The sequence below is a fragment of the Acetobacterium sp. MES1 genome (assembly GCF_002237635.1).
In the GTDB taxonomy this organism is placed as follows: Bacteria; Bacillota; Clostridia; order Eubacteriales; family Eubacteriaceae; genus Acetobacterium; species Acetobacterium wieringae.
In genome coordinates this window covers 1-23,704 of the sequence record NZ_MJUY01000030.1, presented here as the reverse complement: position 1 = coordinate 23,704, position 23,704 = coordinate 1, and the positions used below count along the sequence as shown (strand labels likewise).

Sequence of the window (23,704 nt, the reverse complement as noted above, 5' to 3'; positions counted from 1 at the left end):
TAAGGTTCAGATTCTCTTCCAGTAGCGAAAGAAAGTGATGTTTGTCACTTTCAAAAAAATGAGTGCAATCAGAATAAATTTCAGCCAAAGAAAGCTGTTTTTGTGATAAAATAGTCATGATATAACTCCTTTCAGGTTGATAGATTTATTTTTTAGCAACTCAATTTTATCACAATCTGGTGAGGAGTTATATTTTTTTATGTCAGAAATATCCCGTTATTATGCGGGCTGTGGCGTTTTGCAAACGCCTAATTATAATGTTCACAAATAGTTGGACACAAAATCCAGAAAATAAGATAAACTATACACATGAGTAAAAAACGACGAACCTGGACCCCTGAGGAAAAAGCAACCATCGTACTGGAAATCCTCAGAGAAGAAAATACGTTAGCTGAGATCGCAAAAAAGCATGAAGTATCTCAGCAATTGTTAAGCCGTTGGAAAACCGAATTTATCGCCAATATGTCAGCCGTCTTCAATAAGAAAAATGAAGATGTGGACAAACTCAAACAGGAGCATGAAGATGAAAAGGAGCTGCTCGTAAAGAAAATAGGCGAATTAACACTGGATGTCGATTGGCTAAAAAAAAAACAAATTCAAATCTCTCAAATGAAGAAAAAAGAGCGTTAATTGATTGGAAGCACCCTTCCTTAACCATAAAAAAACAGTGTCAACTTCTGATGCTATCGCGATCGACAGCTTATCATGTACCTGTAGATGTTTCGCCATCCAGGGATGAAATCAATATTAAAAATGCCATTGATCGTATTCATTACGAGGAACCTGCCTTTGGCGTCAGACGAATCCGGAATGAACTGCATAAACAGGGTTTTCATAACGTGGGCAGACGTCTTGTCAGACGTTATATGATGGAAATGGATATTGTCTGTTTCTATCCCGGTCCTAATCTGAGTAAGCGGGCCAAAGCTGCAAAAACCTATCCCTACCTGCTGAGAAATCTGGAAATTGACCGACCGAATCAGGTGTGGTCCATTGATATTACTTATATTGGAACTCCAAATGGATTTGTGTATTTAACCGCTATCATTGACTGGTATTCCCGCTATATTGTGGGATACACCATCAGCAACACCCTGCAAACCGATATGGTCACCCGTGTTATAAAAAATGCCGTTGAAAACTATGGCGCACCTGAGATTATTAACAGTGACCAGGGCAGTCAGTTTACGTCAAATGCCTATATTGACCTGATTAAAAGCTTCAAAACGACTAAAATCAGCATGGATGGTAAAGGCCGTGCTACCGACAATATTGCCATTGAACGGTTTTTCCGATCATATAAATGGGAACGCCTGTATTTGCTGTACCCGGAAACCGTTACTGAAGTGAAAGCTATGACAAAGGAATACATCGCTAAATATAACCACAAGCGTGGTCACCAACGATTCGATTACAAAACACCGGCAGCTGTATTCTATGAAAATATGGCATTGGCTGCCTGATCAAAATGCGAAAGGAGATTTATCTAAATATTTCTGATTTCGTGTCTTGACAAGCGTGTACATTATAAATATAATATTTATATAGGAGGTTCTTGTAAATACTTTATTATCATTAAATTTTCTTACAAATTCAGTTAATGACTGTTAGTTTTGTGCTGCTCAATAAAATAAGAAGATTTAAACAAATGATCGGTTTAAAAATTGAAACAATATTGAAAAAAGAAAGGATATTCTTATGATTAATTTTAGTATCTCTGAAAGAGGAAACAAGCTCAAGGAACAATTTTTCGCAAATAATCCAGGAATATGCTCAGAAAGAGCTAAAATTGTAACGCAGGCACATAAGGATTTTATTGCAGATCCAGCAGTTATACGACAGGCTAAAACACTTAAACGTGTATTGGAAAATGTTAGTATTTGGATTGCAGATAATGAGCTAATTGTAGGGAATCAGGCAAAAAAGCCACGTTATGCTCCGATTTTCCCAGAATTTTCTTTTGACTGGATTATTGATGAACTTGACAATGAACCGTTTGAATTACGTAGTGCAGATAGATTCGATATAGATGAAGAAACTAAAAATGACTTGCGTTCAATACAAGAGTATTGGAAAGGTAAGACGGTTAACGACCGGGTAACGGCACGACTTCCAGAAGAAACTTTTGAAGCAATAAAAACTTCTGCTGTTTATACATTTGGGCCTGACGTTGTAATTTGCTCCGGAATAGGTCATTATTCGCCTAATTATAAAACGATTCTTACAAAAGGTTTTCTCCAAATAAAAAAAGACGCTGAAAACAATATCCAATCAATGGGTATTCCAGCTAATGGGCGAGATTTAGATAAACACAATTTTTGGAGATCTGTGATTATCTGTTGCGAAGCGGTTATTGCTTTCGCAAAGCGTTACTCTGAACTTGCTAAAAAAATGGCAAATGAAGAAACAAATGATATTCGGAAAAAAGAACTTGAAGAAATCGCAGTAGTTTGTGAGCGAGTACCAGCTTTTCCCGCTTCTTCTTTCCATGAAGCATGCCAATCCTTTTACTTCTTTCAGTTGGTTCTTCAGCTAGAATCCAGCGGACACTCAATTTCACCCGGTCGATTTGATCAATATATGTATCCTTATTATAAGGCTGACATTGAATCAGCTAAACTAAACCAGGAACAAGCTCTTGAAATTCTGGAATGCTTGTGGGTGAAACTTGCTGAAATTAATAAAGTTGGAATAGTCGGTGTTACCAAAACAAGTGGCGGTTGGCCCTTGTTTCAGAATCTTTGTGTGGGAGGTCAGACAAGGGAAGGACAGGATGCAACAAATGATTTATCGTATCTTTGTTTGGATGCTTCCAAAAATATAGGATTACATCAGCCTTCCATATCTGCAAGAATCTGGAACTTTACGCCAGAGGAATTCTGGAAAAAAGTTATTCAGGTTATTAAAACGGGAATTGGTATGCCCGCTTTGTACAACGATGAAGTTATTATTCCAGGTATGTTAAATCGAGGAAAATCAGTTGAAGATGCAAGAGATTACGCCATTATTGGTTGTGTTGAACCAGGCGTACAAGGATATGAATATGGTTGGTGTGGAGGAACTGGCGATGCTCCATATTTCAGTATGCCAGCGTGCCTTGAGTATGCCTTGAATGATGGTAAAAATATGTTGACGGGAGCTCAAACTGGTCCAAAAACAGGCTTGCTATCAGATTTTGAAACATTTGAAGAATTACAAAATGCCTATGATACCCAAGTGCAATATTTTATTGATCATTTTACGGTTATTACAAATGCTGCGGATTTAGTGCATCAAGAATTCACACCTTTACCTTTCCTTTCCTGTGGAATGGAACCTTGTGTCGAAAGAGGAATCGAAGTAAATGCAGGGGGGGCTAAATACAATACAATTGGGACAGCAGGAGTTGGGGTTAGTAATGCTGGCGATTCTCTTATGGCTTTAAAGAAGTTTGTATTTGATGAAGGAATCATTGAAAAGACTGAGTTTTTAGAAATACTGAAAAATAATTGGGAAGGCCAGGAAATACTGCGTAATCGTATACTCGCGGAAGTTGAACATTATGGCAATGATGACGACGACGCAGATAATATGGCCAGCTGGGTAGCTAAACGATATTGCGAAATGACAGAAAAATCAATGAGTTGTAAAGGCCCATATAGTCCCGGATTATATCCTGTTACTGCTCACGTACTGATGGGTGCTGTTTTAGCAGCTTCTGCTGATGGAAGAAAAGCAAGGGAACCATTGGCTGATGGAATATCACCGGTACATGGAAGAGATACTAATGGACCCACTGCCTTGCTAAATTCTGCAGCCAAGCTCGATCATTTCATCAATTCAAATGGAACACTTCTTAATATGAAATTTCATCCCTCAGCTGTCAAAGGCGAAAAAGGTGAAAGCTCTCTTGAAGCACTTATAAAAGGCTATTTCTTTTCTAAAGGTCTTCATGTGCAATACAATGTTGTTAGTTCGGAAAAATTACGAGATGCACAACGTAATCCAGCCAAATATAGAGATCTTGTTGTGAGAGTCGCTGGTTATAGTGCCCTTTTTGTAGGCTTGCATCCTGTTATACAAGAAGATGTTATTACTAGAACAGAATTTGTGGAAATGGCTTAAAGTATCGCTTAAGTTTTAAAATTTTTATCCGGATTTACCTTACGGTGAATCCGGATAAAAAATTAGGAAGGATTATTTAATGAAACAAATACTAACTGGTAATGTTTTTGATATTCAGCGATATACATTAAACGATGGACCTGGAATCAGAACAGAAATATTTCTTCAAGGATGTGATTTGAAATGTCCCTGGTGCCATAGCCCTGATTCACAATCTTATAATGGAGATCTTGCCTGGTTTCCAATGTTATGTGTTGGAATTGAGAAATGTGGAACTTGCACTTCCAGTTGTCCTAATGGCGCTATTGAACAGGGTGGTGAAATTTACTCTAAACTTACCAAGACAACTTTGCACATACCAAAACTTGATCGGAAAAAATGCAATACCTGTGGAGACTGTGCTAAAGTATGTTATCCTAAAGCTTTTTATTTAACTTGTCGACAAATGAGTGTCGATGAAATAATGGAAATCATCAAAAAGGATATGCGATATTATCACACTACAAACGGTGGGGTAACTTTATCTGGTGGTGAACCAATGGTCCAATCGGATTTCACTGCCGCGATTCTTAAAGAATGTAAATCCCTTTGTTTGCATACTGCATTAGATACGACTGGTTTTGTTTCATGGAGTGAGTACGAAAAGGTGATTGATTATGTTGATTTGTTTTTATTTGACCTGAAATGCATGTCTTCAGATCGATCGGAAGAACTAGTCGGTGTACCAAATGAATTGATACTGGAAAATGCGAAAAGACTTGCGAAAATTGGTAAAAAAATTCAAATCCGTTATCCCATAATACCAACTTTGAATGATCAGAAAGAAAACCTGGTAGCAACGGCATCGTTTTGTAGGGATCTGGGTGATGCTGTAACTGTGATACAACTTTTGCCTTACCATAGATTAGGAACTGTAAAATATGAGAGGATCGGTAAAGATTACACTTTAGGTGAGCTTGAACCTATGAGTGATATTCAGGCGGAAGAATATGCAAAAATTTTCCATAGTTATGGTTTGAAAACAATAGTTGGATAAAGATAATTAAAATAGTATTTCAAGTTCTGAAAATTAATTAAAACATTTAACAGTTTAACCAATTGATGTTATTAGACTTTTTAGGTTGAGTTATAAAGGTGAAAAAATTAGCCAACTTTTAGCCAACTGCCAACGAAAACCATTGGCTTGCTTGTGAGTTCATTGTTCAAGAATGGCATAATCAAGCCATTCTGAAACAGTTTAAAACACGTTTTTAATTCCGAGAGGTCGGGGGTTCGAATCCCTCAGGGCAGGACATAAAACGCATTTTAATCCCATTCGCAAGTATTTTGCGGATGGGATTTTTTTGGCGTAGTTGGGGCGCATCGGGCGGCTACATCTGAAACAAGGGTCCTTTGATCTCAAGTTCGGCGGCTTCGGCCAGTCGCTGAATTCCCTCGATGGCCAGGCTGACGGTGCTTTCGACATGGATAAAATCGGTGGCGCTGGCATCGAAGAGCAGATTGCCCTGGGCCGGGAATTCATCATCGCCATCCCAGAACAGAAATTTGATCGGCAGGCAGTCAAAGGAATTGATGCGATAACCGACATCGGCGTGGGCAAGGTTGACGCCGCCGAGGCGTTCACAGGCCCTGGCCAGCTTGTCAGGCTGGCCGGAAAAGGTCAGCGCAAAGGGAACGAGAACATTCTTTTCAAAAGCGGGGGCAAACGGAGAGGCGCCGCTGAGTTCGCGGAAGGGCACCCATTTGTCGCGAAAATGAGCCTGTGGCGAGACAAAGCCGAACAGGGTGTAGATATTGAGCTGGCTGACGACTTCCGCCGGCTGAAGATCGGCCAGGGTGACAATGTAACCGGTCTGGGAATGGATGCCGAATTTGCGGCCAAAGAGGGTCAGGGTCAGATAGTCCCCCTGAATCGTGATTTCAGGCAATGCTTTTAGTAGCTGTGACTGGTCCATCGCCAGAAATTTTTGACGCCAGTCAGCACAGGCTTTTAAATAATTATTGGTTGTATCGTTTAACATGATGGTCTCCTTCAATTTAAGTGTAGTCGCAGCGGGTGTTTTTCCGTCGTTGTCCGTTTCAGTTTAACAGGATTATTTGATTAACTCAACAAAAAAAACAACCGATAGATAAATCGGCAGTTTTGGCGTACAATCAAAAGAAAAAAGCTTAACGCTTGGGGGTGCTGGTTGCTGCGGTGGGATTGAATGAATTCAAAACATTTTAATCAATCCATCTGCGGTTTTTAGGACGATAACCCTTGACAAACTGCGCAAAATATCATATTATCGTAAAAAGACTCTTTGCACTGCATATTTTTCGACAGTACAAACTGAGCAGGCGATAAATTTTAAAGGCGGGAGCGTTTAAAATTTGTGGGGCCGGGTCACAAGGTGACAGCAGATGCGTATATTTGACATCTGTGGGACAGTAGTTTACTTGCTATTGTTTCACAGGTGTTTTTTTGATGGCACAAAAGAGACAAGGCATGGGAATTGCGGCTGTGGTGGAGTGAAAAAATCTCACTATTGGAGGCAAGATCATGGAAAAAAAGAATGGTACGAACAACGAAACCAGCAACGGCACGAAGAAAGAAACCAGCAACGCCAACCAACCGGTGTTTCTGAGCGTCTCCCAACTGGACAAAAGTTATGGCAGCGGCGCGGCCCGGGTCAAGGTTCTTGACGGGGTGACAACGAGCCTGGCGGCGGGGCAGATCTGCGTTATTCTGGGACCGTCAGGCAGCGGTAAATCGACCTTTTTAAATGCCGTCGGCGGTCTGGAACGGATTGATGGCGGCCGCATCATCATTGACGGGCAGGATATTTCGCGGCTGGACCCCGCCAGTCTGGGCCGTTATCGCCGTGATAAACTGGGCTTTGTGTTTCAGTTTTACAACCTGATCCCCAATCTGACGGTTAAAGAAAACATTGAGGTCGGTCAATATCTCAGCCAAAAGCCACTGGAAATGGACGCGCTGCTGCATACCCTGGGGCTCTGGGAGCATCGCGACAAGTTCCCCAATCAGCTCTCCGGGGGCCAGCAGCAGCGCTGCGCCATCGGCCGGGCGCTGATCAAGAATCCTGCCCTGCTGCTCTGTGATGAGCTCACGGGAGCCCTGGATTATCAGACCGCCAAGGAAATTCTGGCCCTGCTCGAAACCATCAATCAAACCTACCATAATACCATTATTATTGTCACCCACAACGAACCGATCAAGCAGATGGCTCATCGGGTGTTAAAACTGCATGACGGCCGGATTGTCACCGACGAGGTCAACGACCACCCGATTGCCGCCAGCGAGCTGCAGTGGTAAGGGGGGCGTGGTCATGAAAAATCCTTTGCGCAAGCGTTTCAAACGCGATTTGATCAGCAACCGCGGCCGCTATCTGGCGATCTTTGCGATGCTGACGGTGACCATTGCGATCATGTCGGGGTTTTTGGCGGTGGCCGATGGCGCCCAGACGGTGTTAGATCAGAACCGGGCCGATGCCAAGATCGAGGATGGCTCCTTTACCACCGCCGGGGCATTAAGCAGTGCCGCCCGGGCCGCCGCCGAAAAACGGGGCGTGACGATTTACCAGAATGATTATCGCGAGCTGCCCTTGTCAGATGATGCCACCCTGCGGATCTACCCGGAGCGGGCGGATATTAATCTGGTCACGATGATCACCGGGCGCCGCCCCGCGGCCGCTGACGAAATGGCCCTGGACCGGCTGTTTGCCGCGAGCTATGGGCTGGCCATCGGCGACACCGTGACCGTCGATGGGGTCCCGCTGACGATCACCGGCACCATCAGCCTGCCGGATTACAGCTCGCTGTTTAAAAACAATGCCGATCTGATGATGGATTCCTTTCATTTCGGGGTCGGTGTCGTCACCCCAGCCACCTTTGCGGGCTGGCCGGCCACTGACATCGTCAACGGCTATGGCTATCGCTTTGACAATCGCGATTTGAGCATCACCGCCCAGCGGCAGCTGGCCACCGCAATCAAGGATCAGCTGATCGCCAGCGGGGTGCTGCTGACCGGCTTTGTCAGCGCCGAGAACAACCAGAGCATCACCTTTATCGACGATGATATGGGTTCGGATGTGCCGATGATGAAGGTGCTGCTGTCGCTGATTATTCTGATCATGGCCTTTGTTTTTGCGATTGTGATCAGCAGCACCATCGACGCGGAAGCGGCGATGATCGGGACGCTGCTGGCCTCGGGCTATACCAAAGCGGAACTGCTGCGCCATTATCTGAGTATGCCGGTGGCGGTGACCCTGATCAGCGCGCTGCTGGGCAATCTGATCGGTTATCTGGTGATGCCGGATTTCTTTAAGGTGATGTACGACAGCAGCTACAGCCTGCCGCCGATGACGATTACGGTCAACCGCGAAGCGCTGCTGCTGACCACGGTCGTGCCGCTGGTGCTGATGGTGGTGATCAATTTTGTGACCCTGGCGCGGAAACTGGCGCTGTCACCGCTGCAGTTTTTACGGAAAGAACTGCACCAGAACCGCCACCGCCGGGCCGTCAAACTGCCGCGGATCTCCTTCTTTTCGCGTTTTCGGCTGCGGGTGATCTTGCAGAACAAGGCCAGTTATCTGACCCTGTTTATCGGGATCTTTCTGGCCAGTTTTATCCTGATGTTCGGGCTGGCGATCACGCCGATGATCAGCCATTATGTGGACAGCATTGAAGCCGCGGCGGTGTCGGACTATCAGTATCTGTTAAAAGCCCCGGCCGAACCGCAAAACCCCGGGTCGGCCGAAAAAATGACGGTGGCGGGGCTGGAAACCTGGTACCCGCCGGCCGCTAAAAACATCGAAGTGGCCTTCTGGGGGCTCCGGGAGGATTCCCGCTATTTTCCCGAATTGCCCCTGGCGGCGGACGAAACCGGGGTCTATCTGTCCGACGGGCTGGCTAAAAAGCTGGGCGCCACCGCCGGCGCGCGGCTGGATTTTGTCAATCCCTATACCAATCAGGAAGATACCGTCACGGTGTTGGGCATCGTCGACTATCCCGGGGGGCTGACGGTCTTTCTCAGTCAGGCCCAGCTCAACGCCCTGCTTGATCGCGAGGCGGACTATTTTAACGGCTATTTTTCCGATCAGGAATTGACCTTTGCCGATAGAAACGTGGTGGCGACGGTGATCACCCCGGCGGAGATGGCCAAATTCGGGGATCAGATGCTGTCCTCTTTTAATCAGCTGGCGCCGCTGTGTTTGTTTGCGGCGGTGGTCATTTATCTGGTGCTGATGGTGGTGCTGACCAAACTGGTGATCGACAAAAACGCCCTCTATATTTCCTATTTAAAGGTCTTTGGTTATGAGACCGCGGAAATCAGCAAGCTTTATCTAAGAGCGACAACCACGGTGGTGCTGGGATCGCTGATTTTGTCGCTGCCGCTGGTCAAGCTGGGGATTCAGGGCAGCTTTTACCTGGTCCAGCTGAAACTCAGCGGTTATCTGCCGGTCTATCTGCCGCTGTATCTTTATCCGCTGATTGTCGCGATCGGGTTGGCTTCCTACCTCGGCATCAATTTTCTGCAACTGCGGCGGATCAACCAGATCCCCCTGGCAGCGGCGCTGAAAAATCGCGAATAGCCGCCCCGGCGCGGTTGGGACTGGAAAAAGCGCGGCTTTTTTAGTATAATCAAGCAAGAAACGATAAATGACACAATGACGGGAGGAACAACGTGAACGAACGCTTAATTATTCTCGGGACCGGCAATGCGGCGGTGACCCGGTGTTATAATACCTGCTTTGCGATCCAGCAGGGCGAGGACTATTTTCTGGTCGATGCCGGTGGCGGCAACGGCATTCTGACCCAGCTGGAGCGGTCCGACATCAGTCTGACGCAGATCCATGAGGTCTTTATCAGTCATGGCCATACCGATCATCTGCTGGGACTGATCTGGCTGATCCGGATGATCATCGCCGCGATCAAAAGCGGCCACTATCAGGGCCGGCTGACCATTTACTGTCACGCCGAGCTGAAGAAAACGGCGCTGACGATTGTCAAGCTGATGCTGCCGGAGAAATTTGTCAAGCTGATTGGCGATCGGGTCGTGTTTAAGGTGGTCAAAGACGGACAGAGCAAGAAAATTCTCGGCAACAAGGTGACGTTTTTTGATATCCAGTCCGACAAGGCCAAGCAGTTCGGCTTTGCAATGACGCTGTCATCGGGGCGGCGGCTGACCTTTCTGGGCGATGAGCCCTATCAGGAGCACGAGTACCCCTACGCCTTTGGAACCGACTGGCTGCTCCATGAGGCCTTCTGTCTCTATGCCGAGCGGGAGCGCTTCAAGCCCTATGAAAAGGCCCATACCACGGTGAAGGATGCCTGTGTAATCGGGGCCCGGCTGGCCGTGGCCAACCTGCTGCTCTATCATACCGAAGATCGCAATCTGGCCCAGCGCAAGGCCCTGTACACCGCCGAGGGGGCGCCGTTTTTCGACGGCAACCTGCTGGTGCCGGATGATCTCGAGGCATTTGACCTTTAAGCTGACGACCGCAAAAAAGCGGGCTGGTTCCACCGCTTATGGTGAAACCGGCCCGCTTTGGCGTTGGCCGCCCCGGCCGGGGTTATTTCCGTTTTTGCCGGCGGGGCGTGTTCATAATCCTGATCAGAGTCTAAAACCATTCGGCCAGCCAGTTGCGCATCATATGAATTTCGTCACGCTGAGTGTCGCGGATGGTCTGGGCAAATGGAATTATTTCCTGATGGTCGGCGTAGTCGCTGGTGATCAGTTGTTGGGACATCATCACGGCATCCATATGGTGGAAAATCATATCCTGCAGGAAGGCCTGATCGACGGCGTCGCCTTTGAGATTGGTCAGATCCCGCATCATCGGCTGGTAATCAACCTGATGATCAATGTTGGGATACCAGCTGTCCAGCCAGCTTTTCATCTGGTTAATTTCGGCCGTCTGGGTGGTGATGATCGTGTCGGCGAATTGCTTCATTTCGGGCCGGTCGGTATTGGCTTTGAGGACCGTGGCTGAGGCCACCGCTTCCTCGTGATGGGCAATCATATGGACCAGATAATCATGCTCGCTTTCGATCGTCGCATGCATCATCCCCTCATCCATCATTTCCGTATCCATCATCCCGGCGCCCATCATGCCGCCGGACATGTTTTGAAAGTTGGGTTGCGTATTGTTGCCGGACAGCAAATAGATAATGTAGGTCATCATCCCGATCAGGAGCAGCAGGACCGCACCAAGGCTGACCCCGAGGATCACAAGGGTTGTTTTTTTCATCTCAGACACCTCCACTTCGTCGCGATTTATCGCGCGGTTTAACCTTGCCGCCGATCTGAGGGGTAAAACTAATCAATTCTGATACCTGGCCAGATCTTATATGATTAGTATAGCACGGGGCGGCTTTTTTTAATGTGATCGGGTCACATAATCAGCATGATTCTTTAATATTTTTTGAAGGTATTCTCGGTAGCGGGCCTAACTTAAACCTCAAATCCGATGAACCTGGTTTCGGCCCGCTTTCTTGGCGGCATACATGGCATGATCAGCCCGGGTAATGATGGTTTCCAACTGACAATCCCCGCGATAGACAGTTACCCCCAAACTGGCGGTAATGTGTTCCGGTTTTTCAAAATGAGCTTCACAGATCCGCATTCTGAGTTTTTCAGCAAAGTTCATGGCGCCAGTTTCATCGGTGTCCGGTAGGATGATAAGGAATTCTTCGCCGCCCCAACGTCCGACACTGTCAGTGGCTCGGATGCTGCTGCGTAAAATTTTGGCCAGTTCAACGAGAATGGCATCGCCAGCCTGGTGGTCGAAATGATCATTGACCCACTTGAACTGATCAACATCCAGAAGAATCACAGCAAAGGGAAGATCTGTCCGGTTGGATCGTCGGTATTCATTTTCTAGAAGATCATCCAATTTTGACCGGTTATAGAGTTGAGTCAGCTTGTCGGTTTGTGAAAGTTTGATGATTTCATCTCGTAGTTTTACTTGTTCTTATAATTTTAGACCATCAAAATAACAGGTAGAATATCATAGGTAGTCAACCAAGGACCTCTGCCCAGGCCTCCGGCTTAATGCCAGAGGCTTTTTTCGTTCCTGATTTATCACGTAACTCCAGGCGCTGGATCCGGAAGGTGAAGGCGCTATTTTTGTATCAATAATAAAAAATAGTAAGTTAAAAAAATAGTCGACCTGTACCATATTTGGAATAGCCCATGTGATAGGATTAGTTTTATTAAAACAAGGTGGTCAATATCGATATGAATAGCCAGATAAATTAAAATATTTCTGGCTTGGTATAAATTTATTGGATAAGGCAATGAAATGGAATAAATAATCCGAAATGACATGCTTTTTTAAATCGAAGAAAGAGTGGGGTTGAAATAATGAATATTGTTATCCATCGAGGCACCCATCAAATTGGCGGATGCATTACCGAAATATCCACGGACAAGACGCGCATTTTTATCGATATGGGTTCTGAGTTGCCCGATGAGAACGGGGATCAACAAGAGGAAACCTTTCTGGTTGATGGTGTAACCCAGGGTGAGAGAGCTTGTGATGCGGTCTTCTTCACCCATTATCATGGCGATCACATTGGCGGATTATCGGATATTTTTGATGGTGTGCCGCTTTATATGGGAGAAGCAGCCAAAGCAATCTATCTGATCCTGCAAAACCAGCTTCGCAATGGAAATCCAGAGCAGGTTGAGGCGGTTAACACCTTTACTGCCGGGGAAAAGATTGTGATTAACGATATCTGTATTACCCCGTACTGGGTCGATCATTCGGCTTATGATGCGTATATGTTTTTAATTGAAGCTGATGGAAAGCGCATTCTTCATACCGGTGATTTTCGCAATCACGGGTTTAGAGGGAAGGGGCTGCTGCCAATGCTTAAACATTATGTCGGACAGGTTGATGTTTTAATAACCGAGGGCACACAGTTATCCAGAAATCCGTTTGGCACCATGACCGAGCAGGCGCTTCAATTAAAAGCAAAAAAATTGCTCAAGGATTATAAATATGTCTTTGTCAGTTGTTCGTCCACCAACATTGATCGGATCGCCGCATTTTATGCGGCAACCCCAAGAGGCCGGTATTTTCTGTGTGATCATTATCAGCTTGACGTCATCAAGACGGCCAGGAAGTATGCCGGGGTGCACAGTTCACTGTATCAATTTGAGAAAGCCATGTCCCTGGGGAATAATTTGAAATCATCCATGGAAAAAAGAGGCTTTTGTATGCTGGTCAGAAGTGGCGTTAAATTCAAAAAAACAATGGCGTATTACAAAGAAAACCATCCGGATGAGACCTTGGTCATTTATTCCATGTGGGAAGGATACCTCAAACAGAAAAACAACCCCTTGGGAGCCATGTTAAAAGGTTTTAAAAATGTTGAGTACCTTCATACCAGCGGCCATGCAACGAGACAAGCCATTATTGATGTCTGTAACATCTCTGCTCCAAAAATCGGCATTATTCCAATACATAGCGAAAAGCCGGAGATTCTGGATGGTTTGGCATTAGCCTATCCCATCATCCACTTGAATGATGGTGAGAAATACGCTGTCTAGGTTGGGTTTGGGGCGGTTGCTTGTGGAGTGATTTGTAATTGAATTAGCATTCTGATGCTTTCAGCCAGACTAATCAACTTTTATAAGAAGGTGAAAGACAGTTGAGCGTAGGCTAGAGGGCGAATGGCAGAGTTATATATAGAACTTACAAGTGAAATTAAATAAGTTATTTTGAAGTAAACAAATAGGATTTAATGTGGTATGATGTGAAAAATTGAATGATGTTGAGAGGGGTTGTCGTTTTAGGATTTAGTTTTTCTATTTTGAAAGGGTCTATACGCTTTTATGTCTTCATTTATTTAAAAAAAATAAGAATTCAGGTGAATAGAATTGCAAACAGTTTTTTGTTTACCGGTATAGTTTAGTCCTTTTTAAAGTGAGGGAAGTGCTGTTGTGTTAAGAATTTGTGGACATTAATTAAATTTTCAGGAGGAAAATCAATGTGTGCTTTATCAGATAAATTTATAAAAGATTTGCAGCAAGGAGTATTGAAAAATTTACTAGAAGAAGTAAAAATGGATGATAACCTTTGTTTGGCAATACGAGAGAATTACATTAACATTTATTACAGAGGCGGAAATTTATTTAAAATAGCTTCTCAAGGAAATGGATACAAAATATTTTTTGATATAAATTATTTCAATCATAAACAAACAGTTCAATCGAATTTTGCGACAAACTTTAATAAAAATGGAACAATAGAAGAATACATTCAATCAATACCGTTGTTAAAAAGAGAAATGGATCTGTATTTTTATGAGAATAATAAGCTTGAAAGAGAATATCAACAAATTGTGTTAAGAGAAAACAATAACAGTAGTATTTCAAATGATACTGATTATTATATTGCCGACATTGAAAGTTCAAACACTGATAACGGGAGTAGATTTGACTTAATTGGTATCAAATGGGCCTCAACTGGACCAGCTAGGAGAACAGCGAAGGATATTTCACTTGTTTTAATGGAAATGAAATATGGTGATGGTGCACATGCAGGGTCAGCCGGCATTATCAAACATTTCGAAGATATTGAAAAATTTGCCAAGTCTGGTAAAATCAGCGCACTAATGGTGGACACTCAAACTAAGTTTAATCAGTTAGTAGAGTTGGGTCTAATTAATAACGTAAATAAACAAATTTTAATCAATACTGAAATCAAACCTGAATTTATCCTGCTGCTGGCAAATCATAAAGCTGCTTCGACTATTTTACACCGTGAGCTTCGGGAAGCAATAAAAAAATGTCCGGACATAGAAGAAAAGGTATCAATAAAAATAGCAACCTCTTCTTATATGGGTTATGGTCTTTATATATCGCAAATGATTGATTTAGCAGATTTTTTAGCGAATGGCATCGTTATTGAATAGATTGAAGTCATAAATAAAAGCCGAATCTTCAAAAATATTTTTTTAACAGTATGTTACGATTTAATAAAATCATAGCATGCTGTTTTTTTAGTTAATAAAAAAACAATCCACCCATCCCATATTCGTCACACCCCTTTTGTTATAATATTTTTATACCAATAAAAAATGAAATAAAAACCTGATCATTGAAAATTGAATAGTCGAAATTTAAGACATTTCCCAAAATTCTTTTCCCAATCAAACTATTTTTTGGAGATCTCTATGCAAAAATGCAAAATCTATCCAATAGAATTCATTTCTTTTGACGGTCAGTCTCACAGCAACGGCTGCGGCGATGGCCAGCTCATCAGCGAACCAATCCTATACAAAAAAGATGCCGTAAAAATGATTCGTGAGCTTAAAATAAAAAAACAGGAGAACTTTTAGATGATAAAAACAATTGAGTATGCAGATGGTTCAAAGTATGTCGGTGAAATTATAAATGAAATGAAAAATGGTCAAGGGACGTTAACCGGGTATGGAATAAGCGAAGGGTTAACGTATGAAGGTGAATGGAAAAACGACAAGTTACACGGGCAAGGCACCTATGCTTTTGCAAATGTTGAAACCTATGTAGGGGAGTTTAAAAATGGCGTGATAGATGGTCACGGGACATTAACCCAATACGCCGGCTATCGCTATAACGGCCGCGGACCGGATATTAAGGTGAAGGGTTCGGTATATGACGGTGAATTTAAAGATAGTGTCAGTCACGGTCAAGGTACATGCACTTATGATGATGGCTCACAGGAGGAAGGGATTTTTGAAAATGGTATCTACATCGGCAAGTGACACCAAGCACTGGAGCCAAAAGGTGAAGCCGGATTTATTATCATTTAATGTTCAAAAACAGCACGTCATAAAAAAAGTCAACCCATATCATCGATCACAGTTAATGTGATAAGATTAAAATTATTGAAACAAGGAGGCCAAAATGAATATACAGATTAATGCAAATGTTCCCATTTTCAAAGAAATCGATGCACTGGTGATTGAGCTAAAAACATATCATTTTTGCAGTGTGGATGAATACAATAAAAAGATCGGATCCGGTGAGCTGGTTAAAAAACCGGTCATGGCGGATGATTTTGAGTTTGCCGCCAAAAACCCCGGACATCCGCTGGCGCTGAATGTTCGAATGAAGCGCATTCGCTGTGGTGATGATATTCTTAGAAAAGTGCGGGAATTAGAGTCGGTGGTCCCCGATGAAACCCTTGCCGGGATCCATGAGCTATTATTCGATTGTTGTCCCACCATTCGCTTGTCAATGGCCGAAGCCCTGTCAATCATTCCAAGCAAGGATTCCATTCCCCATTTGAAAAGGCTGGCCGAAACGGAAACTGAATCCCCAATGGTTAAAAATGCTACCGACCAGGCATTGGCAGCCTGTGAAAATTTTGCGATGAAAGCGTAGGATCACGGTGGAAAATAAAAAATAAAATTGCTGTATGTACTGGACATCCTCAAGGAAACCGATGAAAAGCATCCGATGACGGCCAATGAAATATGTCAGGCACTGAAAGCCTATGGCATCGCTGCCGAAAGAAAGTCGGTCTGCAGGGATATTAATGCCCTCATGGAATACTACAATAATGAAAATGATTTTGGGTACGACATTATGCTCTCCAATGATAATAAGCAGGGCTACTACATGTGTAGCCGAGACTTTGAGGATTGGGAGTTGAAAATTTTAATCGATGCGGTGTGGCAGGCAAAATTCCTGACCCACAAGAATTCAAAATCCCTGGCCTATCGATTGGGTTTATTGGCAAGCGCGGAAAGCCGAAAAGTATTGCAGAATGTAACCCCGGTTAAATCGTACATAAAATCAAACAATTTTATGATTACCGAGCATATTGATATGCTCCTGTCAGCCATTCGTAAAGGCCGGAAAATAAAGTTCCAGTATGAATTTACGGATACAAACATGGCTAAACAGACTAAATACGACGGCTTGGAATATTTGGTCAACCCTTATTCGCTGGTATGGCGCACGGACCACTATTATCTTGTCGGAAATTATGAAAAATACAGCAACGTATCGTTCTACCGGCTTGAGCGGATCAGTAATTTGGCCATCACGGACATGCCAATAAAACCAGCCGAAGACATAGTGGGGGCTAATCCGTCCCAGAAAATTGAAGATTTAGTAGCACACAGCCTGTACAATTTTGTCGGGGCGAAAATTCATCTAGTATTGCGCGTAAAAGCAGCCATGGTGGATGAGATTCTGGATTACTTTGGCGAGACGATTAAATTTGAAAAAAGAGAGCATGATTTTTTTGATGTCAGGGTGGAAGTGAATGATGGCGAAGGTCTTTATTATTGGCTGCTGCAGCATGCCGACAATGTTAAAGTCATAACCCCGGATAGTGTTCGAACAAAATTATTGGATAAAGTCAAAAAGATAGTGAATCTATATGATGAGCTGTGAGGTAATGAAATGAAAAAAGTCATAACATTTGGTCTGGACCAGCATGAAAATATGTGCCTTGCCAATCTCATCGCGCCAGAAAATTTCACGGTGCAGAAGGCCGAAATTTCGGTAGACCTTATTGCCTATCCCGGCTTTTTATTTATCATTAACCCCGAGGCCATGAATGATGACGAGTTTAATGATGTCATGGATTTCTATTTATTGTTTTCAATCGATGAAATTTCGGAGACCTTGGTATTTATCAGAGATATTACGTTGCCGGAAGCCTTGAAAGAAAAATTCTTGGTCTATGCTGATTTTTCAGAATTATTGCCGGAGCTGGAAAATATTCTCTTATCGGCCTATCAAAACGAGTCGGTGCAATGACAGCTTTTACGGAAGCTGTCATTAGCTTCGCCAAAAGAAAAAATCGATCCGTTTAATATGGATTCATTAAATAAATGAAAGCGGTGAAAGCATGGAAAATAATATCATGGATGGAATTTTTGGATTATGTGTCGGAGATGCGCTGGGGGTTCCGGCTGAATTCAAAAGCAGAGAAGAATTAATGGCTGATCCGGTGGTTGATATGCGCTCTTATGGTTCGCATCGGCAACCGGCCGGTACCTGGTCCGACGACACCAGCCTGACACTTTGCCTAATCGACAGTCTGGCCCAGGGCCTTGATTACAATGATATCATGATTAAGTTTTTAAGCTGGCTGGAAACCGGTGCCTATTCGCCCTTTGGCGACGCTTTTGATGTGGGCAATGGCACCGAAGAAGCCATTATGCGGTTTAAACATGGCACCCCGGCCCTGGACTGCGGCGGCACCGCTGGAAGCAACAACGGCAATGGGTCCCTGATGCGGATATTGCCGATGTTGTACTATCTGCAATCCATTTATGGGAAAGATTTAACCAAACATGTCGATGCCATGAACATTCTGCACAATGTCTCAGCGCTGACCCATGCCCACAAACGCAGTTTCATTGGCTGCGGCATCTATATTTCGGTGGCGGCCATGATCACAGACAGCGACAGCCTGCAATCAGGTATTGAACAGGGCATAGGCAAAGCCTTTGACTATTACTCGGCGCATCATGAATTCACCAGGCAACTCCAGTATTTCAAGCGCCTAAGGGAAGAAGGCTTTGGCAGCCTCAATGTGGATGAAATTAAAAGCACCGGCTATGTGGTCGATACCCTTGAGGCGGCGTTGTGGTGTTTGCTAAACACCAAGAGTTATAAGGACTGTGTTTTATTGGCTGTGAATCTGGGCCGGGATACGGACACAGTTGCCGCGGTGGCAGGAAGTCTGGCCGGACTCTATTACGGCTATGACAGTATTCCCAGAGAATGGCTGTCAGCCATTCAGAAAAAAGAATATATTGAAAGCCTCTGCAATCAGTTGGAGCAATCATTGATCGCCAACTGAATTATATAGAACAACCCTAACAAAAATGAAGAATACACTATCCGGAGGTTACTATGAAAAAATGCAAAATATTTCCTATTTCTTTTGTATCAGAGGATTCCCTCAGACATGGAAATGATTATTATGAAGGTGTCATAAAAGAGAACCGTATCTATTATCGGTTTCTTGATTATGGCGATGAGAAAAGCCTGCTTCCTACATATCAAGAGGATTTTTGGAGTTTATGGGTCGAGGATAAAGAAACCCCTGAAAAATTTGTAGGTTCATTTACAGATCCAAAGGAAGAAAAAGAATTACAAGTCAAGGATTTATATTGGACCAAACACGAGAGGATTCCAGATCTGTTTCAAAGATGGTGGCGTGGCTCTACTTCAGATTTACAACCTCTTAAAAACCAGAAAAAGGCAGTTGAAGCTTTTATTCCATACGAAAGCGGTCTAATCCGCTTTGAAGTGGACGGTAAATTCGGGTTTGCTGATAGTGAGACAGGCGAAATCAAAATTAATCCTATCTGGGATTATGCTGATGATTTTTATCGGGGCGTGGCCAGGGTAGTATCCGGTTGCTGTGTTGAATATGTCCTGGATTTTTATGGTATCAGTTTTAAAACCCAGGGTGGCAAAACCGCGTATATCAATACTGGAAATCTCCGGGCTGTGCCTGCTTACACCGATATTATCAGAGATGTACCCGAATCAAATATTAGCTTGGAACATAAAATGATAAAACATCCTTCGGATAATACCAGGGGTTTAAGCGACGTGCCGAAATCCTATATTTTATATGAAAAAATGATGATCCATGGAGCTTTAGAGCTAAAGAACAAAATCAAATGTAATTATCGTATTTATTCTTATCGGTTGGAGCTTGAGGAAGGAAAGATCTATAATAATATGGGCCTTCATGCCGTTAACACAGATGACGGCATGAAGTATGGGGAAGGAGTGATCTATAATAACAAGGTTTATGATTTCAATAAAAACTCAAAGAGTCTCGGCTTGGTAGAGCCTCAAATTAAGCATGGAGCGTTTAAAAGGAGTAAAGTTGACGTCTTTTTAGATCCGGATTCAGACCAATTGGTTCAGATGGAAGTAAATGGGAAATGGGGGTGTTTCAGTTTGTATACCGGTAGAATCATCATCGAACCTACCTGGGATTATATGGATGATTTCGACGGTACATATACCCGTGTTATCAGTGACTCTGAAAATACGATGCATCTAAATGATAAAATGGAATTGCCTTTACCGGAAGGAAAACATGGCGTTATCGATCGTTGCAATAACATCGTCATTTCACCGGTTTATGATAAATTGATTTTTTTCGATGATCAGTACTTTATGGTAATAAAAAATGGAAAGAAGGGTTTGCTGAACAGACAAAATGAAGTGATCATTCCATTAATTTATGAAGAGATGGGTGCCATCAGCATAAATTCTGAAGATCTTTTTTTTATCGTATCAAAAGATAAAAAGAAAGGCGTGATTAACGGTCAAAATGAAATGGTGATTCCACTGATTTATGATGATATAAAACGCATCAGTTATAAAATAGCTAAATCGTGCAAAGAACATTACTTTATAGTGTCAAAAGATAAAAAGAAGGGCCTGATTAATCTACAAAATGAAGTAATTATTCCGATTCAATGGGACGAATTTTTTACTTATAACGAAGATGGTGAGAGTGATATGTGTTATAGAGATTATCCTTTTCCTGGTGATGACTATTATGATTCTTTTGCCGATTGTATTGGATTCGATATCGGGAAACTAATATATGTAGTGGGTAAAGATGAAGCTATTCCTTCATTCCCATCGGGTAATGAAAAAAGGTTTGATGCTTACTCGAAAAATGATGCCGGTATAGCTCCGATGAGTACGAGAAAGTATGGCATTTATGGCCAAGATTTTAATTTGATTGTACCCGTTGAACTGGATCGTCGACCGGTATTTTGTCGCAATTTGAAGGTTAAGGATAGAGAAGATTATGCATTTCATCGGGAACAGGAACATCCCTATATGATTTTAAAAAAGAGCGGAAGGTTCGGATTTATTTCATCAACAGGTGTAATAATCAGTGAACCCGTTCTTTTGAAAAAAGATGCGGTGAAGATTATTAAAGAAAAATGGCAGCAGGAGTCAGATGAATATTTACGAAGTGTTTTAAAAGAAATGGAAGAGGATTATTTAGGTTATCATGAAGAAGGATCATCGAACTATGAAAACTCCGATGATTATTGGATGACACGTTATACCCCCCAGTTGATAGAGGTATTCGAGGAAAGTAAAGAGCCGGAATTACAAATCTTAGCCAGTGAAATGGAAATGGAATTAAACAAGTCGAGTATAAAAAGGGTAAAGGAGCTGTTCGTTCAAATACAGCAAATACTTGAAGCACGATAAAAAATCTGCTCAGTTTTTGTGTTTGGATTAGATGCCGCCACTTATAAATTTCTGTAATATTGCGTTTTATCAGCCACAGTGCCACGATATGAAAATAGTATTGGCACGAACAAACAAAGCCTTTGGCAGTTTTTGGGCTGCCAGAGGCGCTATTTAAAGGAGCTAATATTTAACCTTAACCTGCTGATAACGTCAAACCATTGTCTTTATTGAGGATTTATTGTTGCAGAATGGTATAAAAAAGACATTCTGCAACAGTTTAAAAAAACGTTTTTAATCCCCCAAGGTTCTGACCATGTGCCTATAAGTTTAAAATCTGCATTTTAAACCTCTTCAGATTTTATTTTATCTGATCTTTTTAAAAAACTATGGAGTAGGCTTAAAAAGAATTGATCACTATTATTATGCAATGGATCGATGCCAAAAAAATTCTTGATTTTATTTAGTCTGAATATTAGAGTGTTTTTATGAATGAAAAGATCTTGACTGGCAATACTTAAATTGAAATTACTTGTTTTAAGAGTGTTAAAATTATCAATTAAGACTTCTCGAAGTTGCTGATCCATCAAATCAGCAATGGCACTATAAATATTGTTTTGTTCCAAAATAGGTATCAGTGAAGTAAAGTATTCTTCCAAATAATTAAAAAAATCCTCGCCAGCATAATTATTGCGCTGCATCCAGCGACAATGTTTAAAACCAGAAGAATAATTATCAAAATTATTTTGGAGCGATCCTCTGTAATATTTATAAAAAATCTCCCTTTTATCAAATACATTGCTAACAGTATCAATAAAATTTTCAAGTTCGTGATTGATGCGGAGGATAATTTCGTCCTGATTTATTTGTACATATTTATAAATTAAAATGTTGCCTTCATGCGTAGTGAATATCATATCATTTTCATGACACAGGTTATGTAACTCTAAAAGAAAAAGCTTATCATCGGAGTAAATTCTGTTGCTTAACTCAAAAAGTATAGGAACTCTGAATAGATTGATATTATATTTCAAACGTTGTGCCAATGCTCTTAATTCATCGGTGTGTTTGGTTTCAGAATATAAAAGGTAATCTCTGAAAAGCTCTCGTTCACTGCTTTTTTTAATAATATTATGTTGATAGTCGTCATATTCTAACATTGTTTCAAAAGCCATTTTTGCAATGACAATAGCGGGACGTACTTCGTGTGGAATCCCGGTAATACCTATTGCCCCCATCATTTTATTTTTATACACAATGGGTACATCAATACCCGGCTTTACGCCAAAATATTTTTTAACATCTTCAGGGGTTACAAAAATTATGTCACGGCCTTCTTGCATCATTCGATAAGAAGCTTCATGAAAACCTCCGACTCTTTCTGTTTCAGTTGCTGCGATGATCATACCATCTAGATTCATAACAATAAAATTATAATGTGTATAACTTCGTGCATTTTCGATGAATCGTTCAGAGAAAAACTTGTCAAGCATTTAATCAGCTCCTTTCCAAGATATCTTTAATTATATCTAAAACCCTATTTAAAAGATATCATAAATATTGAAAAATCAAAAAATAAACATTTTCATCATATTGTGTCGATATTCAAAATTTGTATCGATACCACAAATATTAAGAGTATTTATTGTTTCGAATAGACATTGTTTTACGATTTTAATTTGGGGCTGTTTTTTTAATATAGTAATAATGAATTATTATTGTTACCTGAAAACATTTACAAATATAAAGTTAAAATATAATATTTTAGGTAATTGCGAAATGAAAAAGATTTAGAGCTCAGAGAATTCGGCGGTAAGAAACAGACAGACTTCATGAAGTCAGAAGGGAAACGAACAACAAAGCGAAGAAAATGTTGCAGAAGATGAAAAAAAGGCGCAAAAACAAAAGCTGGACAAAGAAGATAAAAAGTCCAACTAGGCAACGAGTGGTTTAAGACTGCGTAAGTACTGATGCTGATGAATATTATCGGAAAGAATTGCAGTAATCAGCTGGGTAATTCCGGCCAACAGCAAGTCGGCGTGAAGTGTTTTGGCATTCTGAGTTTTACGGTTGGCCAGACAGAAACTGTCTTTGAAATGATTAATGGATTGTTCAACAACACCCCGGATTTTATAGATCCGAGCCCATTCGAGTGTTCCGCGAAGGGTACCGGGGTAGGCCCGGAGATTCTTTTCAGGATAGATGTAAAACATCCGACCACAGGAAGACGAAGTACAGGGATTTTCACAGAAACACTGACGTTTAGCTTTCCCGGCTTCCTGTTTGATCCATTTTGTTTTGGGACAGGTGAATTTAAACCGAACCAGGCCGTTCTTTCGTTTGGCCCGCCCTTCAGATTTCATGGGAAGTGACGGATCGTTTGGACAACAGGGAATGTGC

General features: G+C 42.3%; 19 protein-coding genes, 1 pseudogene and 1 riboswitch. Of the genes and pseudogenes, 15 read left to right on the top strand and 5 right to left on the bottom strand.

The window, feature by feature from the left end; genetic code table 11:
- Nucleotides 1-309: 309 nt before the first annotated feature.
- The 3 genes from BI182_RS10200 to BI182_RS10190 all read left to right on the top strand — a co-directional run bounded on the left by BI182_RS10200 (nucleotide 310) and on the right by BI182_RS10190 (nucleotide 5,140).
- Nucleotides 310-1,463 (top strand): IS3 family transposase gene (locus BI182_RS10200; protein ID WP_148637246.1). Its coding sequence is split into 2 segments (ribosomal slippage): nucleotides 310-592 and nucleotides 592-1,463, totalling 1,155 coding nucleotides; the frame shifts between segments, so codons are not numbered across the junction.
- 235 nt (nucleotides 1,464-1,698) lie between these two features.
- Complete coding sequence (locus BI182_RS10195) at nucleotides 1,699-4,104, top strand: glycyl radical protein (protein WP_286807671.1); 2,406 nt, start codon at nucleotides 1,699-1,701, stop codon at nucleotides 4,102-4,104.
- A gap of 79 nt (nucleotides 4,105-4,183) precedes the next feature.
- Nucleotides 4,184-5,140: a glycyl-radical enzyme activating protein gene (locus BI182_RS10190; RefSeq protein WP_286807670.1), complete on the top strand. Its 957-nt coding sequence runs from the start codon at nucleotides 4,184-4,186 to the stop codon at nucleotides 5,138-5,140.
- Between the two features lie 334 nt (nucleotides 5,141-5,474).
- On the opposite strand, the gene BI182_RS10185 is transcribed toward BI182_RS10190, so the two are convergent.
- Nucleotides 5,475-6,125, bottom strand: coding sequence for a DUF3786 domain-containing protein (locus tag BI182_RS10185; RefSeq protein WP_286807668.1), 651 nt, complete (start codon nucleotides 6,123-6,125; stop codon nucleotides 5,475-5,477).
- Nucleotides 6,126-6,426: 301 nt separating this feature from the next.
- A riboswitch (NiCo riboswitch) is annotated at nucleotides 6,427-6,537 on the top strand.
- Nucleotides 6,538-6,721: 184 nt separating this feature from the next.
- Here BI182_RS10185 and BI182_RS10180 point away from each other — a divergent pair.
- The 3 genes from BI182_RS10180 to BI182_RS10170 all read left to right on the top strand — a co-directional run bounded on the left by BI182_RS10180 (nucleotide 6,722) and on the right by BI182_RS10170 (nucleotide 10,597).
- Complete coding sequence (locus tag BI182_RS10180; RefSeq protein ID WP_286807692.1) at nucleotides 6,722-7,420, top strand: ABC transporter ATP-binding protein; 699 nt, start codon at nucleotides 6,722-6,724, stop codon at nucleotides 7,418-7,420.
- A 13-nt stretch (nucleotides 7,421-7,433) separates the two neighbouring features.
- A complete protein-coding gene (locus BI182_RS10175) occupies nucleotides 7,434-9,698 on the top strand; it encodes an ABC transporter permease (protein WP_286807663.1) in 2,265 nt (754 codons plus the stop codon).
- Nucleotides 9,699-9,790: 92 nt separating this feature from the next.
- Entirely contained in the window at nucleotides 9,791-10,597 is an 807-nt protein-coding gene (locus BI182_RS10170; RefSeq protein ID WP_286807662.1) for an MBL fold metallo-hydrolase, read from the top strand.
- Nucleotides 10,598-10,727: 130 nt separating this feature from the next.
- Here BI182_RS10170 and BI182_RS10165 read toward each other — a convergent pair whose 3' ends face one another.
- Nucleotides 10,728-11,357 carry a DUF305 domain-containing protein gene (locus BI182_RS10165; RefSeq protein ID WP_286807660.1) on the bottom strand — a complete coding sequence of 210 codons (630 nt, stop codon included), beginning with the start codon at nucleotides 11,355-11,357 and terminating at the stop codon, nucleotides 10,728-10,730.
- Nucleotides 11,358-11,567: 210 nt separating this feature from the next.
- A complete protein-coding gene (locus tag BI182_RS10160) occupies nucleotides 11,568-12,053 on the bottom strand; it encodes a GGDEF domain-containing protein (protein WP_286807679.1) in 486 nt (161 codons plus the stop codon).
- 419 nt (nucleotides 12,054-12,472) lie between these two features.
- On the opposite strand from BI182_RS10160, the gene BI182_RS10155 reads away from it, so the two are divergent.
- The 9 genes from BI182_RS10155 (at nucleotide 12,473) to BI182_RS10115 (ending at nucleotide 21,325) form a co-directional block, all read left to right on the top strand.
- Nucleotides 12,473-13,663, top strand: a complete 1,191-nt coding sequence (locus BI182_RS10155; protein WP_286807659.1) for an MBL fold metallo-hydrolase — start codon at nucleotides 12,473-12,475, stop codon at nucleotides 13,661-13,663.
- Nucleotides 13,664-14,103: 440 nt separating this feature from the next.
- Nucleotides 14,104-15,030, top strand: coding sequence for a hypothetical protein (locus BI182_RS10150; protein ID WP_286807654.1), 927 nt, complete (start codon nucleotides 14,104-14,106; stop codon nucleotides 15,028-15,030).
- A gap of 261 nt (nucleotides 15,031-15,291) precedes the next feature.
- Nucleotides 15,292-15,456: a hypothetical protein gene (locus BI182_RS10145; RefSeq protein WP_286807651.1), complete on the top strand. Its 165-nt coding sequence runs from the start codon at nucleotides 15,292-15,294 to the stop codon at nucleotides 15,454-15,456.
- Nucleotides 15,457-15,861, top strand: a complete 405-nt coding sequence (locus tag BI182_RS10140; protein ID WP_286807649.1) for an MORN repeat-containing protein — start codon at nucleotides 15,457-15,459, stop codon at nucleotides 15,859-15,861. It abuts the gene before it with no gap.
- A 142-nt stretch (nucleotides 15,862-16,003) separates the two neighbouring features.
- A complete protein-coding gene (locus tag BI182_RS10135) occupies nucleotides 16,004-16,483 on the top strand; it encodes a HEAT repeat domain-containing protein (protein WP_286807644.1) in 480 nt (159 codons plus the stop codon).
- Nucleotides 16,484-16,510: 27 nt separating this feature from the next.
- Nucleotides 16,511-17,503, top strand: coding sequence for a helix-turn-helix transcriptional regulator (locus tag BI182_RS10130; protein WP_286807632.1), 993 nt, complete (start codon nucleotides 16,511-16,513; stop codon nucleotides 17,501-17,503).
- A 9-nt stretch (nucleotides 17,504-17,512) separates the two neighbouring features.
- Nucleotides 17,513-17,872, top strand: coding sequence for a hypothetical protein (locus BI182_RS10125; RefSeq protein WP_286807627.1), 360 nt, complete (start codon nucleotides 17,513-17,515; stop codon nucleotides 17,870-17,872).
- A gap of 91 nt (nucleotides 17,873-17,963) precedes the next feature.
- Nucleotides 17,964-18,923 carry an ADP-ribosylglycohydrolase family protein gene (locus BI182_RS10120; protein ID WP_286807622.1) on the top strand — a complete coding sequence of 320 codons (960 nt, stop codon included), beginning with the start codon at nucleotides 17,964-17,966 and terminating at the stop codon, nucleotides 18,921-18,923.
- A gap of 53 nt (nucleotides 18,924-18,976) precedes the next feature.
- The gene (locus BI182_RS10115; protein WP_286807611.1) at nucleotides 18,977-21,325 is read left to right on the top strand and encodes a WG repeat-containing protein; all 2,349 of its coding nucleotides are present in this window, start codon (nucleotides 18,977-18,979) and stop codon (nucleotides 21,323-21,325) included.
- A 323-nt stretch (nucleotides 21,326-21,648) separates the two neighbouring features.
- Here the strand turns inward: BI182_RS10115 and BI182_RS10110 are convergent, their stop codons facing one another.
- Both BI182_RS10110 and BI182_RS10105 read right to left on the bottom strand, forming a co-directional pair.
- The gene (locus BI182_RS10110) at nucleotides 21,649-22,797 is read right to left on the bottom strand and encodes a CdaR family transcriptional regulator (protein WP_286807609.1); all 1,149 of its coding nucleotides are present in this window, start codon (nucleotides 22,795-22,797) and stop codon (nucleotides 21,649-21,651) included.
- Between the two features lie 512 nt (nucleotides 22,798-23,309).
- Nucleotides 23,310-23,704, bottom strand: a pseudogene (locus tag BI182_RS10105) (ISNCY family transposase); the annotation flags it as partial.